14 protein-coding genes are annotated in these 15,588 nt (G+C 73.0%); 6 read left to right on the top strand and 8 right to left on the bottom strand.

The window, feature by feature from the left end:
* Nucleotides 1–82 precede the first annotated feature (82 nt).
* Nucleotides 83–1,111 (bottom strand): N-acetyl-gamma-glutamyl-phosphate reductase, encoded by a 1,029-nt coding sequence (gene argC, locus ABZY12_RS27975; protein WP_356895059.1) that lies wholly within the window; start codon nt 1,109–1,111, stop codon nt 83–85.
* Nucleotides 1,112–1,321: 210 nt separating this feature from the next.
* On the opposite strand from argC, the gene ABZY12_RS27970 reads away from it, so the two are divergent.
* From ABZY12_RS27970 to ABZY12_RS27960, 3 genes are all read left to right on the top strand, one after another.
* Nucleotides 1,322–2,188, top strand: a complete 867-nt coding sequence (locus ABZY12_RS27970) for an AraC family transcriptional regulator (protein WP_356895057.1) — start codon at nt 1,322–1,324, stop codon at nt 2,186–2,188.
* Between the two features lie 159 nt (nt 2,189–2,347).
* Nucleotides 2,348–3,001 carry a maleylpyruvate isomerase N-terminal domain-containing protein gene (locus ABZY12_RS27965; RefSeq protein ID WP_356895055.1) on the top strand — a complete coding sequence of 218 codons (654 nt, stop codon included), beginning with the start codon at nt 2,348–2,350 and terminating at the stop codon, nt 2,999–3,001.
* Between the two features lie 177 nt (nt 3,002–3,178).
* Nucleotides 3,179–4,780, top strand: a complete 1,602-nt coding sequence (locus ABZY12_RS27960; RefSeq protein ID WP_356895053.1) for an ABC-F family ATP-binding cassette domain-containing protein — start codon at nt 3,179–3,181, stop codon at nt 4,778–4,780.
* Nucleotides 4,781–4,804: 24 nt separating this feature from the next.
* Here the strand turns inward: ABZY12_RS27960 and ABZY12_RS27955 are convergent, their stop codons facing one another.
* The 3 genes from ABZY12_RS27955 to ABZY12_RS27945 form a co-directional block, all read right to left on the bottom strand.
* Nucleotides 4,805–5,989 carry a methyltransferase gene (locus ABZY12_RS27955; RefSeq protein WP_356895051.1) on the bottom strand — a complete coding sequence of 395 codons (1,185 nt, stop codon included), beginning with the start codon at nt 5,987–5,989 and terminating at the stop codon, nt 4,805–4,807.
* A gap of 106 nt (nt 5,990–6,095) precedes the next feature.
* The gene (locus ABZY12_RS27950) at nt 6,096–6,671 is read right to left on the bottom strand and encodes a histidine phosphatase family protein (protein ID WP_356895049.1); all 576 of its coding nucleotides are present in this window, start codon (nt 6,669–6,671) and stop codon (nt 6,096–6,098) included.
* Nucleotides 6,672–6,861: 190 nt separating this feature from the next.
* Nucleotides 6,862–8,298, bottom strand: coding sequence for a PLP-dependent aminotransferase family protein (locus ABZY12_RS27945; RefSeq protein WP_356895047.1), 1,437 nt, complete (start codon nt 8,296–8,298; stop codon nt 6,862–6,864).
* On the opposite strand from ABZY12_RS27945, the gene ABZY12_RS27940 reads away from it, so the two are divergent.
* Nucleotides 8,297–9,286: a DMT family transporter gene (locus tag ABZY12_RS27940; protein WP_356895045.1), complete on the top strand. Its 990-nt coding sequence runs from the start codon at nt 8,297–8,299 to the stop codon at nt 9,284–9,286. The two genes, ABZY12_RS27945 and ABZY12_RS27940, sit on opposite strands and share 2 nt — an antisense overlap.
* Nucleotides 9,287–9,380: 94 nt before the next feature.
* Nucleotides 9,381–9,575 carry a DUF1918 domain-containing protein gene (locus tag ABZY12_RS27935; protein WP_356895043.1) on the top strand — a complete coding sequence of 65 codons (195 nt, stop codon included), beginning with the start codon at nt 9,381–9,383 and terminating at the stop codon, nt 9,573–9,575.
* A gap of 60 nt (nt 9,576–9,635) precedes the next feature.
* Here the strand turns inward: ABZY12_RS27935 and ABZY12_RS27930 are convergent, their stop codons facing one another.
* Complete coding sequence (locus tag ABZY12_RS27930; RefSeq protein ID WP_356895041.1) at nt 9,636–10,886, bottom strand: family 10 glycosylhydrolase; 1,251 nt, start codon at nt 10,884–10,886, stop codon at nt 9,636–9,638.
* Between the two features lie 172 nt (nt 10,887–11,058).
* On the opposite strand from ABZY12_RS27930, the gene ABZY12_RS27925 reads away from it, so the two are divergent.
* Nucleotides 11,059–11,919 carry a 3-hydroxybutyryl-CoA dehydrogenase gene (locus ABZY12_RS27925; RefSeq protein ID WP_356895039.1) on the top strand — a complete coding sequence of 287 codons (861 nt, stop codon included), beginning with the start codon at nt 11,059–11,061 and terminating at the stop codon, nt 11,917–11,919.
* Between the two features lie 116 nt (nt 11,920–12,035).
* On the opposite strand, the gene ABZY12_RS27920 is transcribed toward ABZY12_RS27925, so the two are convergent.
* The 3 genes from ABZY12_RS27920 to ABZY12_RS27910 all read right to left on the bottom strand — a co-directional run bounded on the left by ABZY12_RS27920 (nt 12,036) and on the right by ABZY12_RS27910 (nt 15,305).
* A complete protein-coding gene (locus ABZY12_RS27920) occupies nt 12,036–12,566 on the bottom strand; it encodes an NUDIX hydrolase (protein WP_356895037.1) in 531 nt (176 codons plus the stop codon).
* A gap of 51 nt (nt 12,567–12,617) precedes the next feature.
* Nucleotides 12,618–13,958 carry a transcriptional regulator gene (locus ABZY12_RS27915; protein WP_356895035.1) on the bottom strand — a complete coding sequence of 447 codons (1,341 nt, stop codon included), beginning with the start codon at nt 13,956–13,958 and terminating at the stop codon, nt 12,618–12,620.
* Nucleotides 13,959–14,228: 270 nt separating this feature from the next.
* Entirely contained in the window at nt 14,229–15,305 is a 1,077-nt protein-coding gene (locus ABZY12_RS27910) for a PP2C family protein-serine/threonine phosphatase (protein ID WP_356895033.1), read from the bottom strand.
* Between the last annotated feature and the right edge of the window lie 283 nt (nt 15,306–15,588).

The raw sequence follows: 15,588 nt of genomic DNA, 5'->3' as shown, positions 1-15,588 counted from the left end.
TCTCCGTTCGCTTCTCCGCCCACGCGGCGCACAGGCGCGGGCATCGTCATCAACTGCCGCCCGGCGGCCGCGCGTACGTCGCTCATGGGGCGACTCCCATCGTGGAAAGTCCGGTGACCTCGGGGAGCCCGAGGGCGATGTTCATGCTCTGCACCGCGCCGCCGGCGGTGCCCTTGGTGAGGTTGTCGATGGCGCTGATCGCGATGACCCGGTGCGCGGCCTCGTCGTACGCGACCTGGATCTGCACGGCGTTGGAGCCCTGGACGGACGCCGTCGCCGGCCACTGGCCCTCGGGGAGCAGATGGACGAAGGGCTCGTCCGCGTAGGCCTTCTCGTACGCGGCCCGTACGGTCTCGGCGGTCACGCCGGGCTTCGCCTTGGCGGAGCAGGTGGCGAGGATGCCGCGGGACATGGGGGCGAGGGTCGGGGTGAAGGAGACGCCGACCCGCTCCCCGGCCACGGCGCTGAGGTTCTGGATCATCTCCGGCGTGTGCCGGTGGCCGCCGCCGACGCCGTACGGGGACATGGAGCCCATGACCTCGCTGCCGAGCAGATGCGGCTTGAGGGCCTTGCCGGCGCCGGAGGTCCCGGTGGCGGCGACGATCACCGCCTCGGGCTCGGCGAGACCGCTCCCGTACGCGGGGAAGAGCGCGAGGGAGACCGCGGTGGGGTAGCAGCCGGGTACCGCGACGCGCTTGGCCCCCTCCAGCGCGGCGCGGGCGCCCGGCAGCTCCGGGAGGCCGTAGGGCCAGGTCCCGGCGTGCGGGGAGCCGTAGAACTTCTCCCAGTCGGCGGAGTCCCTGAGCCGGAAGTCGGCGCCCACGTCGATGACGAGCGTGTCCGGGCCCAGCTGCTCGGCGACGGCGGCGGACTGGCCGTGCGGAAGCGCGAGGAAGACGACGTCGTGTCCGGCCAGCTCCTCGGCCGTGGTGGGCGCGAGGACGCGGTCGGCGAGCGGCAGGAGGTGCGGCTGGAGGCCGCCGAGTCGCTGACCGGCGTTGGAGTGACCGGTCAGGGTGCCGATCTCGACGTGGGGGTGGGCGACGAGGAGACGCAGGAGCTCTCCGCCCGCGTATCCGCTCGCACCTGCCACTGCTGCTCGTACCGTCATCGAAAATCCTCCTCCTGGAAGGCATGACTATACGTGGCACCGCACTTTTATGCAAAGCAGTTCGAGCCCGGCTCAGTGACGGAATCCTTCAGCCGGTCTCCGAGCGGTTGGGATCGCCTCAGGCACCCGACTTGATCGGGCACAAGATGTCGGGTCCGGCATGGTGGGCGCTGCCTAGCGTGGTGATCGTCGAAAGGAAGGAGACCGGGCATGCTGGAGCGGCTGAACCAGGCTCTGGAGCACATCGAGCGCCGTCTCGACCAGGATCTCGACGTGGAGGAGCTGGCGCGCATCGCGGCCACCTCGGAGTACCACCTGCGCCGGATGTTCTCCGCGCTCGCGGGCATACCGCTGTCGGAGTACGTCCGGCGCCGTCGGCTCACCCTCGCGGGCGCCGACGTACTCGCGGGGCGCGAGACGCTGCTGGACATCGCCGTGCGCTACGGCTACGGCTCAGGCGAGGCGTTCGCGCGGGCGTTCCGTGCCATGCACGGCATCGGACCGGCCGAGGCCCGCCGTACCGGCGCCGTGCTCAGCTCCCAGTCCCGGATGGCCTTCCGTCTCACCATCGAAGGGAGCAGCAGTATGCGATACCGCGTCGTGGACAAGGCGGGTTTCACCGTCGTCGGGCTCAAGGCCCGGGTGCCGCTGGTGCACACGGGGCCGAACCAGGCGATCATGGACTTCGTCCGCGGGATCGACCCGCGGACCCTGGAGCGGCTGGAGAAGCTGTCGGACCAGGAGCCGCACGGCATCGTCGCGGTCTGCGACGACCTGGATCCCAGCCGCGCCGAGGGCACCGAACTCGACTACCACCACGGCGTGATCACCTCCGTGGCCGCGCCCGAGGGCACGACCACGTTGGCCGTCCCGGCCGGCACCTGGGCGGTCTTCACCACCTCCGGGCCGGCGCCGCAGGCCATCCAGGAGCTGTGGCGGGACGTCTTCACCGAGTGGTTCCCGTCGAACCCGTACCGCGGCCGACCCGGCCCTGAGATCCTGCGCACGCGCCTGTCGCCGGACAGGACCGAGGCCGAAGCCGAACTGTGGCTCCCGGTGGAGCCGGAGCACGGCTGAACAACGCAGCGCAGACGTGCGTGAGCGCTTCGGTCGGCCTTCTGGGCCGACCGAAGCGCTCGGTCACAGGAGGGAACGTGACCTCGGTCAGTTTCTCGGAGACGCGCGCGACGGCGGGGACGTCTGTCCGCCGTTCCAATCCGGCACTACCGTGCCCCGGTGGATCTCTTCTCGCGCTCCTGGACCGCGTTGCTCACGGCGGTCGCCGACCTCCCGGACGAGGACTTCGAGCGGCCGTCCGGCTGTGCCGGCTGGCTCGTACGGGACCTCGTGTGCCACCTGGTGATCGACGCCCAGGACGTGCTGATCACCCTGGTCACGCCCGCCGAGACCGAACCGACCGTGGACGCGGTCACCTACTGGAACCTCGTCGAGCCCCCGACCGGCGAGGACCCGCTCGACGCGCTGATCCCGCGGCTGGCCGCCGCGTACGGCGAGCCGCGGTGGCTCAAGTTCCACCTGGACGACGTCGGTTCGGCCGCGGGCCGCGCCGCCGAGCTCGCCGATCCCGCCGTCCGCGTCAGCACCCGCGACGAGGTGCTGACCGTCGGCGACTATCTGTCCGCGTACGTGCTCGAATGGACCTTGCACCACCTCGATCTGATCGCGCACCTCCCCTCGGCCGGCGCGCCGCCCGCCGAGACCCTCGCCGCGGCGCGCGCGGCGCTGGAGAAGATCGCCGGGAGCCCCTTCCCCGCCTCGCTCTCCGACGAGGACGCGCTGCTGATCGGCACCGGCCGCCGCACGCCGACCGACACGGAGCGGACCACGCTGGGCGACCTCGCCCCGAGGCTCCCGCTCGTCCTCGGCTGAGCGGCCCGTCGGTCGTGCCGAGCCGCCGCCGGCGCTCCGGCGCAGCGCGGAAACTCCGATGCGGGGAGCAACACGCCTCCGTTAGCCTCGGAAACATGTCTACGCCCCGAATTTCCTAGCTCAAGGACCCGCTTCCACGCCACCCGTGTGTCCTTTTGCCTGTTCGGAGCGTTACCCATGATCACCGTTCGTGGCGCCGACGTGCGCGCCGGCGGTCGGCTGTTGCTGGCCGGCCTCTCCTTCCACATCGCCCCGGGCGACCGCATCGGCCTGGTCGGCCGCAACGGCGCCGGGAAGACCACCCTGCTCGACGTCCTGGCCGGGGTCCGCCCGCCGGCCGCCGGAACCGTCACGCGTACCGGCGCGGTCGGGCATCTCGCCCAGGACTCCCGCGCCGCCGACCCGACCGTCACGGTCACCGACCGGATCCTGTCCGCGCGCGGTCTCGACTGGGCCGTACGCGAGCTGCGGGCCGCGGCGGACGCGCTCGGCGAGGCGGCCGACGCGCGGGCCATGGCGGCGTACGCCCGCGCCGAGGCTGAGTTCGAGGCGCGCGGCGGGTACGCCGCCGAAGCGGAGGCCGCGCGGGTCGCCGCCGGGATCGGTCTGCCCGCCGACGTGATGACGCGGCCCGTCGGCGCGCTCTCCGGCGGCCAGAAGCGCCGGGTCGAGCTCGCCAGGATCCTGTTCGCCGGTCACGGCCGCGCGGGCACCCTGCTGCTCGACGAGCCGACGAACCACCTCGACGCCGACTCCATCGGCTGGCTGCGCGGTTTCCTCTCGGCCCACCAAGGCGGTCTGGTGGTCATCAGCCATGACGTGTCCCTCCTCGCCGACACCGTCAACCGGGTCTTCCACCTGGATCCGCAACGGGCCACGATCGACGTCCACAACACCGGCTGGTCCGGCTACCTCGCCCAGCGGGACGCCGACCACCGCCGCCGCACCCGCGAGCGCGCCAACGCCGAGCGGAAGGCGGCGGCGCTGCACGCCCAGGCGGACCGGATGCGCGCGCACGTGGCGACGGCCGTGACGGCGAAGAACATGGCCCGTCGCGCCGACCGGCTGATCGCCGAGCTGGAACCCGTGCGCCGGAGCGAGAAGGTGGCCCGGATCCGGCTCCCCGAGCCCGCTCCGTGCGGCCGGACGCCCCTCGGAGCCGTCGCGCTGACCAAGGCGTACGGGGAGGGGCGGCCGGTCCTCGACGGCGTCGACCTCGCCGTGGACCGGGGCGGCCGGCTCGTCGTGCTCGGCCTCAACGGCGCGGGCAAGACGACGCTGCTGCGTCTGCTCGCCGGACGGGAGGAGCCCGACGGCGGGCGGGTGGTGCGGGGCCACGGTCTGCGGATCGGCTACTTCGCCCAGGAGCACGACACGCTCGACCCCGACCGCACGGTCCGCGAGAACCTCGCCGCCGCCGCGCCTCATCTGACGGACGGGGAGGTCCGGCGGGTGCTCGGCGCGTTCCTGTTCCGTGGCGACGACGCCGACAAGCGGGCCGGGGTGCTGTCGGGCGGCGAGAAGACCCGGCTGGCGCTGGCCGGCCTCGTCCACTCGGGCGCCAACGTCCTGCTCCTCGACGAGCCCACGAACAATCTGGACCCGGCCTCCCGGGACGAGGTGCTCGCGGCCGTGGGCACGTATCCGGGGGCGATCGTGATGGTCACGCACGACGAGGGCGCGATCGACGCCCTGCGCCCGGAACGGGTGCTGCTGCTGCCGGACGCGGACGAGGACCTGTGGAGCGAGGAGTACCGGGAACTGGTCTCCCTCGCCTGACGGGGTTCGTCGCCAAGGGGGGGCTCAGCCGCGCGGGCCGCGCCCGCCCGCCTCGGCCGTCTTGACCGCTCGCAGGATCACGAACTTCGGGTCGCCGGCGACCAGTTCGCAGGCGCCGAAGATCCGGCGCAGGGTGATGTGGTAGCCGAGGTGCCGGTTGCCCACCACCCACAGCTCGCCGCCCGGCCGCAGCACCCGCCGCGCGTCGGTGAACATCCGGCGGGCGGTGCGGTCGGTGGTGGCCTGGTGGCTGTGGAACGGCGGGTTGTTCAGAACGAGGTCCACCGACTCGTCCGGAAGGTCCGCCGTGCCGTCCCCGACCAGGAACTCGGCCGCTCGGCCGGCTCCGGCGTGGGTACGGAAGTTGTCCTCGGCCGAGGCGACGGCCTGGTACGACTCGTCGGCGAAGACCAGTTCGGCCTCGGGTTCGGCGAGCGCGACGGCCAGGCCGACGACTCCGTTGCCGCAGCCCAGATCCACGACCCGGGCGGGGCCGAGGCCCGTGGGCAGGTGCCGCAGGAAGAAGCGGGTGCCGATGTCGAGGCGGTCGGCGCAGAAGACTCCGGCCTGGTTGACCACGGTCCGGCCGGCGACGGCCGGGGCGTCGGCGGGGAGTTCGTACCGGTACGGCCAGGGGTTGGCGCCGCGTTCCAGGGAGGGGTCCGGGGTGCAGAAGATCAGCCGGGCCTTCTTCGCGGCGAGCGAGGTGCGGGTGGGGCCGAGGATCCTCTCGAAGAGCCGGAGCGTGGAGGTGTGGATCTCCTTGACCATGCCCGTGCCGACGACCACGGTCCCTTCGTGCACGGCCGGTGCCAGGCGGTGCAGCTGGTCCTCCAGGAGCGCGAGGCTCTTGGGGACGCGGACGAGCAGGACGTCGATCCGCGCGGGCGGCGGGTCCTGCGTGGTGAGCAGCCGGACCGCCTCCGGGGCGACCCCGCAGCGAGCGAGGTTGTCGGCGGTCGCCCGTCGGCCGAGGTAGGAGTCGGTGATCTGGGTCAGCTCGCCGGGCCGCCGGGCGGCCAGCGCGGTCACCAGGGCGCCCCAGCGGTCGCCGACGACGGCGACGGCGCCGGACAGATCGGTCTCCGTCTCGGCCAGGTGCCGCAGCAGGTACTCGTCGGCGGCGTCCCAGGCGCGGAGGGGGTCGCGCGGGTCCTCGGGGAAGCGGGTGAGCGGGAATTCGCCCCATGACGTGGTCAAACGGTTCATCGTGGTCTCAGGCTAGCCGGTCGGCGGCGGTGGGACGGCCCGGGAGCCCAACGGTCTCCGGTATGCCTCGGAGCGCATGGCCCGGGCGGAGGGGGACGTACGCGCGTCAGCCGGCGGTCGCCGCGAGCCGGAGGTGCCACAGGCCGGGGCGGCCGGTGAGGGTGACGGTGGACAGGGGGCGGACGTCGACGCTCCAGTACGTGAGGGGCGGCGCCTTCAGGGCGTACACCAGGGCCGCCCGTACGACGGCGGGTTCGGCGACCGCGACGATGGCGCCGTCCTCCGCCGGGCGGGTGTCGAGCCAGCCCCCTATGCGCGAGATGAAGGCGAGGAGGGTCTCGCCGCCGTGCGGCGCGGTGCGGGGATCGGTGAGCCAGGCGTCGACGGCGGCCGGTTCCAGGGCGGCGACCTCGGCGAGGGTGAGACCGCGCCAGCGGCCCATGTCGCAGTCGCGCAGGGCGGGCTGGGCGAGCGGTGCGTAGCCGAGGGCCGTGCCGGTGGCGCGACTGCGCGGCGTCGGGGAGCAGTAGCGCAGCTCGGCCGCGCCGAGCGGGACCAGTGTGTGCGCGGCGAGCTGCACCTCGTACCAGCCGGCCTCGTCGAGCGGCCGGTCGTCGTCGAACCGCTCGGCGAGCAGGGAGGAGCTGCGCGCCGCTGCGACGAGCGTGACCCGAAGACCCATGGCCGCGATCGTGAGGCCGGAGGCCTGGCAGGTCAAGGGGGCATATGCGCCGCGTCGCACGGGGCCGGGGGGCGGCCGGAGGGTCGGTTGAGACCGAGAGCCATCCATTTGCCCGGATCTCGCAGTGGCTCGAACCCGACCTTCTCGTACACACCGTGGGCGTCGGCGGTGGCGAGGTCTCCCTCGCGGCTCACGGTGCCAGCTCGTCGACCGCCGTCCGCAGCCGCCGTACGCCCTCCACGATCTCCGTGGGGCCCGCGACTCCGGCGAAGCTGAGCCGGAGGTGACCGGCGGAGGGTTCGGCGCAGAAGTAGGGGCGGCCGGGGGCGGCGGCGACACCGGTGCGCAGGGCGGTGGCGTGCAGATCGGCTTCGGAGAGGCCGTCGGGAAGGCGGAGCCAGAGGTGGTAGCCGCCGGAGGGGATGTGGGGCAGGGCGACTTCGGGGAGGTGGACGGCGAGGGCGCCCGTCATCACGTCGCGACGGCTCTTCAGCTCCTGGGACACCGCGCGCAGATGGCGGCTCCAGGCGGGCGAGCCGACCAGTTCCAGGGCGGCCTCCTGGAGGGGGCGGGGGACGAAGAAGCTGTCGACGACCTGGATGGCGCGCAGACGTTCCAGGACGGGGCCCCGGGCGGCCAGGGCGCCCACGCGCAGGCTCGGGGAGGTCGGCTTGGTGAGGGAGCAGACGTGGACGACGACACCGTCGGGGTCCTCGGCGGCCAGGGTCGCGGGCAGAGGCCCGGCGTCCTCGTGGACGAGGCGGCGGGCGAAGTCGTCCTCGACGACGAAGGCGCCGGCCGCGCGGGCGATCCGCACCACCTCACTCCTGCGCGCTCCGCTCAGCACGGCTCCGGTGGGGTTCTGGAAGAGCGGCTGGCAGACGAAGACGCGCGCGCCGGTGGCCCGGAAGGCGGCGTCCAGCAGATCGGGGCGTACGCCCTCGGAGTCGGCCGGGACCGGGACGGGCCGCAGGCCGGCGGCGCGGGCGACCGCGAGCATGCCGGGGTAGGTGGGCGACTCCACGAGAACGGGGGTGCCCGGCGGGGCCAGGGCGCGCAGGGCGGTGGTGATGGCGGACTGGCCCCCGGCGGTGATGAGGATCTCGGCGGCGGTGACGGTGCCGCCGATCGCGCGGGCGAACCATTCGCGCAGTTCGGGCAGTCCGTCGGCGGGCGGCCGCCCCCAGGCGCCGGGGCGGCGGCCCGCGCGGGCCAGGGCGGCGGCCAGGGCACGCTCGGGCTGGAGCGAGGGGTGCAGATAGCCGCCGTTGAACTCGATGACGCCCGGCGGGGGCGCGGAGAGGGTGACCAGCACCCCGGAGGCGTCGACGGCCCTCGGCACCAGCTCGGTGGCCGTGTCGGCGCTGAGTGTCACCTCCTGCCAGGAGGTGTCGCCCACGACCGGCGTCGGCGCGCGCGTCTCGGCGCGGAAGGCGCCGGCTCCGGGGCGGGTGACGACGAGGCCCTCGGCGGCGAGCTGGGCGAGGGCACGGGTGACGGTCACCGGCGAGACGCGGTAGCGCTCGACGAGAGCCCGGCTCGACGGCAGCTTCCCGCCAGGTGAGTAGCGGTTGAGCTCCGCCTTCAGGGATTTCGCCAGTTCGGCCACGCTGCTACGCTCTTGCATGACAGCACAGAATAGCGCTACTCCCCGCGGTGCGATAGCGGTCGACGCCCCTCCGACCCGGACCACCGCCGACGCCGACGCGAGCATGGCCGGTCCCACCGCGGACGGTCTCACCGCGGCCGGCTCCCCGCCCCGTGGCCGCGGCACCCTCCTCGCCGCGCTGGGTGTGGTCGCGTTCTCGCTCACCTTCCCCTCCACCGCCTGGGGACTGGAGAGCTTCGGTCCGTGGTCCCTGGTCGCCGTGCGCTCCACGCTCGCCGCGCTCATCGCGGGCGCCTTCCTGCTCGCGATGCGGGTGCCCCTGCCCGAGCAGCGCCACTGGGCCGGCCTCGCGGTGGTGGCCGGCGGTGTCGTGGTCGGCTTTCCCCTGCTGACGACGCTGGCCCTGCAGACCTCCACCACCTCGCACGCCGCCGTGGTCGTCGGCCTGCTGCCGCTCACCACGGCCACCTTCGCCGCGATCCGCACCGGCCGCCGCCCCTCCCGTACGTTCTGGATCGCGGCCGTCTCCGGAGCGGCGGTCGTCATCGGCTTCACGCTTCAGCAGAGCGGTGGCGCCCTGTCGACGGGCGACCTGTACCTCTTCGGCGCCCTGCTCGTGTGCGCCGCCGGATACACCGAGGGCGGCCGGCTCGCACGGGTCATGCCCGGCTGGCACGTCATCGGCTGGGCGCTGATCCTCTGCCTGCCCCTGATGGCGATCGGCTCGGCCGTCGCCCTCTCCTTCGAACCGGTGCACCTGACCGTCCACGGCGTCGTGGGCCTGGTCTGGGTGGCCGCCGGATCGACGTTCTTCGGCCTCTACGTCTGGTACCGGGGCATGGCGGCGATCGGCATCCCCAAGGCCAGCCAGCTGCAGCTGGCCCAGCCGCTGATGACCCTGGTCTGGTCGGTGTCCCTGCTCGGCGAGCGGCTCACCCCCGCCGCCCCGATCGCCGCGGTGGCGGTCCTGGTCTGCATCGCCGTGACGCAGCGGGCGAAGAGCTGAGCACGCGGAGCCGACAGGACAGCGGGGGGTGATCCAGGTCACAATGGCGGACGTAGACTCCGTTGTAGAAGCCCGGCCGCGAGGAGGCCACCCGATGCAGGCGAGCGTGGGCGACAAACTGCTGATGCACGGCCGGACCGTCGGTCAGCACGACCGTACGGCCGAGATCACGGAAGTGCTGGGCGAGAACGGCACTCCCCCCTACCGCGTGCGGTTCGACGACGACGGTCACGAGGCCCTGATGTCGCCGGGGCCCGACTCCGTCGTGCGTCACCACGAGAAGTCCTAGACCCCCCGGACAGGTCGCGGACTCCCCGGGGCGAGGACGACTGCGACACCACCACCACGATCACTCCGGCCCGGAACGCCGGCGCGGCGGACGCGCCCTGGTCGGGTAGTGGTCCGCCACCACGGCGGTCATCGCCCCGATCGGGTCCGCCGCGACCTCTTTCGCCGCGAAGTAGCAGTGGCCGCCGACGGACGGGTACCGGGCGGCGAGCGTCAGATGGCGGGACAGCTCCTGGGGGTCGTGCCAGGCGGCGGGCTGCGCCGGGTCGCCGCATTTGTAGAGCGCCTCGCCGATGTGGAGAGCGACGCCGGTGCCCCGCACCACCGCGCCCCACCACGGAAGCGCCTTGGCGTAGTCGACGGCCGGGTGACCAATGTTCCAGTACAGCTGCGGGATCACGTAGTCGATCCAGCCCTCCCGGATCCACTTCCGCGTGTCGGCGTAGAGGTCGTCGTAGGTCTGCACGCCCCCACGGGTGTCCGAGCCCTCCGGGTCGGTGGCGGCGTTGCGCCACACCCCGAAGGGGCTCACCCCGAAGGCGACGTCCGGCTTGATCTCCTTGATCCGGGCGGCCGTCTCGGAGACCAGAAGATCGGTGTTGTGCCGCCGCCAGGCCGCCTTGTCCGGGAAGTCCCCGCCGTAGCGCTCGTAGGCGGCGTCGTCGTCGAAGACCTCGCCCTTCACCGGGTACGGGTAGAAGTAGTCGTCCCAGTGCACCGCGTCGATGTCGTAGCGGCGCACGGCGTCCAGCATCGCGTCCTGGACGAAGGCGCGGACCTCGGGCAGGCCGGGGTTGTAGAAGAGCTTCCCGCCGTAGGGCAGCACCCACTCCGGGTGCAGCCGGGCCGGGTGGTCCGCCACCAGCCGGGACGGGTCCGTGTGATGCGCCACACGGTACGGGTTGAACCAGGCGTGCAGCTCGAGACCCCGGTCGTGGGCCTCGGCGACGGCCGTGCGCAGCGGGTCCCAGCCCGGGTCGCGGCCCTGGACCCCGGTCAGACACTGCGCCCACGGCTCGTACGGCGAGGGCCACAACGCGTCGGCCGTCGGCCTGACCTGGAGGATCACGGTGTTCAGCCGGCGCTCCACGGCCATGTCCAGGTGGGCCAGGAGTTCGGCCCGCTGTTCGTCGGCGGTGAGGCCGGGGCGGGAGGGCCAGTCGCGGTTGGAGACGGTGGCGATCCACACGCCCCGGAAGTCACGGACCGGGCGCGAGCCGCCGGCCGCCGCGCCCGCCCCTTCTCCACCTGTAGTGGCGAACGCCGCAAAAACGGTGCCCGCGACGAACCCTCTTCTGCCGATAGGTCCCATATGTCACCCCTCAACTGTCGGACACGTCACACCCATCCAGGCAGAGCATGCCCGCCCCGGACGATCGATCATCCGCTCAGGCGGAGTAACGTCGTGGGGTCGAGGCGGACGCACCGGAATCACACGGGGCCCGCCGCCAGAGAAGAGCGAAAGGCACGAGGTGACGGACTCCATGGCCGACATTGAGCGCGTCGGAGTGGTGGGCTGCGGCCAGATGGGCGCGGGCATCGCGGAGGTGTGTGCCCGCAGCGGTCTTGAGGTGAAGGTCGCCGAGACCACCGGCGAGGCGCTGGAGATCGGCCGCACGCGGCTCTACAACTCGCTGGCGAAGGCCGCCGAACGCGGCAAGATCAGCGACGAGGAGCGCGACGCGACGCTGGCGCGCCTCAGCTTCACCACCGACCTCGGCGAGTTCGCCGACCGCGATCTCGTGATCGAGGCCGTCGTCGAGAACGAGCAGGTCAAGACCGAGATCTTCCAGGTGCTCGACCAGGTGGTGACCCGGCAGGACGCGATCCTGGCCTCCAACACCTCCTCGATCCCCCTGGTGAAGCTGGCCGTGGCGACCTCGCGGCCCGACCAGGTCATCGGCATCCACTTCTTCAACCCGGCCCCGGTGCAGAAGCTCGTCGAGCTGATCCCGGCCCTCACCACCTCCGAGGGCACGATCAGCCGGGCGCACATCTTCGCGGAGAAGGTGCTGGGCAAGCACGCGATCCGCGCCCAGGACCGGTCCGGCTTCGTGGTCAACGCCCTCCTGGTCCCGTACCTGCTCTCCGCGATCCGGATGTTCGAGTCGGGCATCGCGAGCCGCGAGGACATCGACAACGGCATGGAGTTCGGCTGTGCCCACCCGATGGGCCCGCTCAAGCTCGCCGACCTGATCGGCCTGGACACGATCGCCTCGATCGCCGACTCGATGTACACCGAGTACAAGGAGCCGCTGTACGCCGCTCCCCCGCTGCTCCAGCGGATGGTGGACGCGGGCCGGCTCGGCCGCAAGACCGGCTCGGGCTTCTACCCGTACCCCTGAGACTCCGTCGGCTCGGGCCGCCATCGGCACGCCCGACGCACCGACGGCCCGAACGGCCCGTACACCCGCACAGGTACGGGCCGTTCGGCTTTCCGCGGCCGGTCTCGGAGGGCCGGTCAGCCGAGCCGCAGATGGTGCAGCATCAGCAGCCCGGCGGCCATGTTGGCGGCCGGGACCTCGCCCCGGGCGATCAGGTCGGGGACGAGCTTGAGCGGTATCCACTCGCGCCGCGAGGACTCGAAGTCGTCCTCGGGCGGACCGATGTACGTGGCGTGCTCCGCCCAGTAGAGGTGGTGCCGGGCGTCGGTGAGGCCGTTGGACGGCTCCACGGTCAGGAGGTGGCGCAGGGGCCCGGGCCGCCAGCCCGTCTCCTCCTCCATCTCGCGGGCGGCGGCCGTCTCCGGGTCCTCGCCGTCCTCGACGACACCGGCGGCCAGCTCCCAGCCCCAGCTGTCGGTGATGAAACGGTGGCGCCAGAGCATCAGCACTTCGTCGGCCTCGTTGACGACGGTCGCCACGGCGACCGGCCTGAGCCGGATCAGATAGTGGTCGAGGCGGCGGCCGTCCGGGAGTTCGACGTCCGCGAGGTTCACCCGGAACCAGCGGTTCTCATAGACCGGTTGTTCGCTTAGTTTCGTCCACTGCACGTTTCTGCCACCTTCCGATTGGTCGGTGGCAATATGGCAGCAGTCCCGGGGTCAGAGGGGAACGCGTAGCGCCCCATCGATGAGAGTGGCCGCCTCCCGCGCGTCCGCGCAGTCGCTCGCCAGGAGATGCTCCCGCACCAGCCGCAGCCGGTCGCGCAGCCGCTGCGACTCCATCCCCCGGGCCCGCTCGGTCATCTCCACCGCCGTCCGCGCCGCCTGGTCGGCCTCCCCCTGCCGCAGCTCGATCTGGCACAACATCGCCAGCCGGTGCACCCGCCCCCGGTCGTGGGCCGGTGTCCCCACGGCCGCCACCGCGTGCTCACGCGCCGCCGGAAGATCACCCAGACTGAGCAGAGCCTCGGCGACCTGCACATTGACGAGCCCCGGCTGGACATAGCCGGTCTCGGCCGGCTCATGCCCCGGACGGATCCGCTCCGCCTCCGCCTCAGCCCGCCGGATGCACGCCAGCGCCGCCGAACCGTCGCCGAGATGGGCGTACGCCTTCGCCTGCATCGCGGAGAGATCGGCGGCGAGCGCGGGGCTGATCTGCCGCCCGGCCGACCGCAGCGCCGCCTCGGCGAACGCCACCGCCTGCCGGAACTCCCCCAAGAACAGCGACTGATTGACGAGCAGCGCGACCACATAGGCGCCGAGCCCCCGGTCGCCGCTCGCCTTCGCGAGCCGCAGCGCCTGGTGGAAGTAGCGCTGGGCGAGCCCGAGCGCGTCGGAGTCGTACGCGCAGATCCCGGCCACCGCCACCAGACCGCCCGTGGCACGGTGCAGCTGCCGGCCCAGGCTGTCGCTGTACGCCCCCCGCAGCAGCGGCGCGGTCTCGGCGTTGAGGAAGCCGACGATCCGCACCCTGGTCGCGACGCCGCCCGCTTTGCGGTACATCTGCTCGTAGTGGGCACGGGCCGCGCGGAGCATCGTGATGTCGGCCATCGAGACCCGGGTCAGGCCGTCACGGGAGACGTCGGAGTCCTCCGGCGGGTTCTCCCACTCCCACACGGGCATCACCGCGGGCGTACCGGTGACGGCCTGCGCGCCGAGTATGTGCGGCCGCTGCTGCTCGTCGGAGCGCCACAGGGCGGTGGCCCGCTCGACGAACCCCGAGAGCGGTGAGCCGTGGGCCGGGGCGGCGCCGCCGGGCACGCCGAGACCGATGTCGTCGAGGGTGACCGCCCGGCGCAGACGGGCGGCGAGCACCTCACAGATCAGGTCGGGGACCTGGCCGCGCGGCCGCTGGCCCTTCAACCAGCGGGCGACGGCGGTGTGTTCGTACCGCAGAGCGAGGCCACGGACGCGGCCCGCCTGGTTCACATGGGCGGCCAGACCGGCGTTCGACATGCCCGCTTCGTCGAGGAGGGCGTCGAGCAGGGTGTTGGGCAGCATGGGCCCCTCCGGTGGCTCGGTCCGCCCAGATTAGTGGAGGGCGGTTTCGCACGGGGTGTGAATGAAGTGCCCGTTTCTCCCGTCCACGCGCTCTGCCGCCGGACGGCCGTGGACGGTTGACTGGGCGCCTCGCCGCAAGGCGACCGGGCCGCCGGCTCCCCCTCGTACAGTGCGGTGGCCCGTCCCGCGCCGCCCGCCCTGCCGATCTGCCCGACACTCCGTGGCAGGACGGGTGGCGCCGTCCGACCGGACCCGTCCCTCACCGGTCGCTCACCGGTGAGGGGAGGGTGCGGGCCGGGTACGGCGCAGCCCGGGTTCGGCGGGCTGCGCCGGCACCCGCGCCCGGTCGTTGCGGACGACCAACAGCGCCATGTCGTCGGCGAGTCGGCCGCCGGTGTGCCGCAGCAGCGCGGTGTGCACCCGGCGGACCAGCGCGGCGGGCGAAACGGGGGCGTCCCGGACCGCCTGGGCGAGCACGGCCTCCAGAGCGAAGAAGCGCCCGGCGCCGTCGCGGGCGTCCTCCGCTCCATCGGTGTGCAGGAAGAGCGCCTCGCCCGCCAGGAGCCGGGTGCAGGCGTACGGGGAGAGCTCGTCCGGCAGCGGAAATGCGCCGAGCGGCGGCATCGGGTCGCCGACCGGCACGGCCTCGACACTGCCCCCGATCCGGTACGGACCGGGGTGCCCGCAGTTGAGGGCGTACACGTCCCCGTCCGCACGGATCTCCAGGAGCAGGACGGTGACGAACTCCTCGGCCGCCGGATGCTCCGGCTCACGCCCGGCGCGGGAGGGGTGCTCGTCACGGGCGCGCTCGCGCAGATGCCGCCCCAGCGCCCGGTCGAGGCGGCGCAGCACACCGCCGAGCTCCGGCTCGTCGTGGGCGGCCTCGCGGAAGCTGCCGAGCACGGCGACGACCGCGCCGAGGGCGGCCAGTCCGTGTCCCCGGACATCTCCGATGACGATTCTCACCCCGTACGGCGTGGCGATCACCTCGTACAGATCGCCGCCGACGGCCGCTCCTCGCGAGGCGGAGAGCTGGCCCGCCGCGACGGTGAGGCCGTCGAGGCGGGGCGGCGGCGGGCGCAGCAACACCTGCTGGGTGGCGTGCGCGATGGCGCGCACCCGCTCCAGCTCACGGGCGAGGCCGCGCCGGATGCCGAGGATCAGCCCGGTGCCGACGGTGAAGAAGACGACGCTGGTCGCGATGCGCATCGCCAGTCCCGGCTGCTGGGCCAGCGGACAGGCGAGTTTCCAGGTGACGGCGACGGCACCCCAGAGGGTGGGGAGGGCGAGAGGGCCCAGCCGGCGAAGCCGCGAGCCATCGGAGAGCAACGACCTGGTACGGATCATGCACGGCCCTTCCTGAGGCCCTACGGCGCCCGAAAGCCCTGCGGCACACAGACCCGCCCCTGCGGCCGCGTCGATTCTCCCGACGGCACGGGCCACCGGGGAACACCCTCCGGAGATATCACCCGAAGGAGTGAGCACCCTCGGCGCGCCGCCCCACGCGACGGAGGACGCCGGCCGCACGGGCGGACCGTCGCCGTATGCCCGTGCGGAGTCCTGTACCCGTGGAACGCCGGAGGGTGCGCCCACTACCGCAGGCAGGTGCGAAGACTCGGCGACGCGGGCC

This window comes from Streptomyces sp. NPDC006551 (genome assembly GCF_040611675.1).
In the GTDB taxonomy this organism is placed as follows: Bacteria; Actinomycetota; Actinomycetes; order Streptomycetales; family Streptomycetaceae; genus Streptomyces.
The sequence above is the reverse complement of the archived record's forward strand: the minus strand, read 5'-3'. Positions and strand labels throughout refer to the sequence as shown.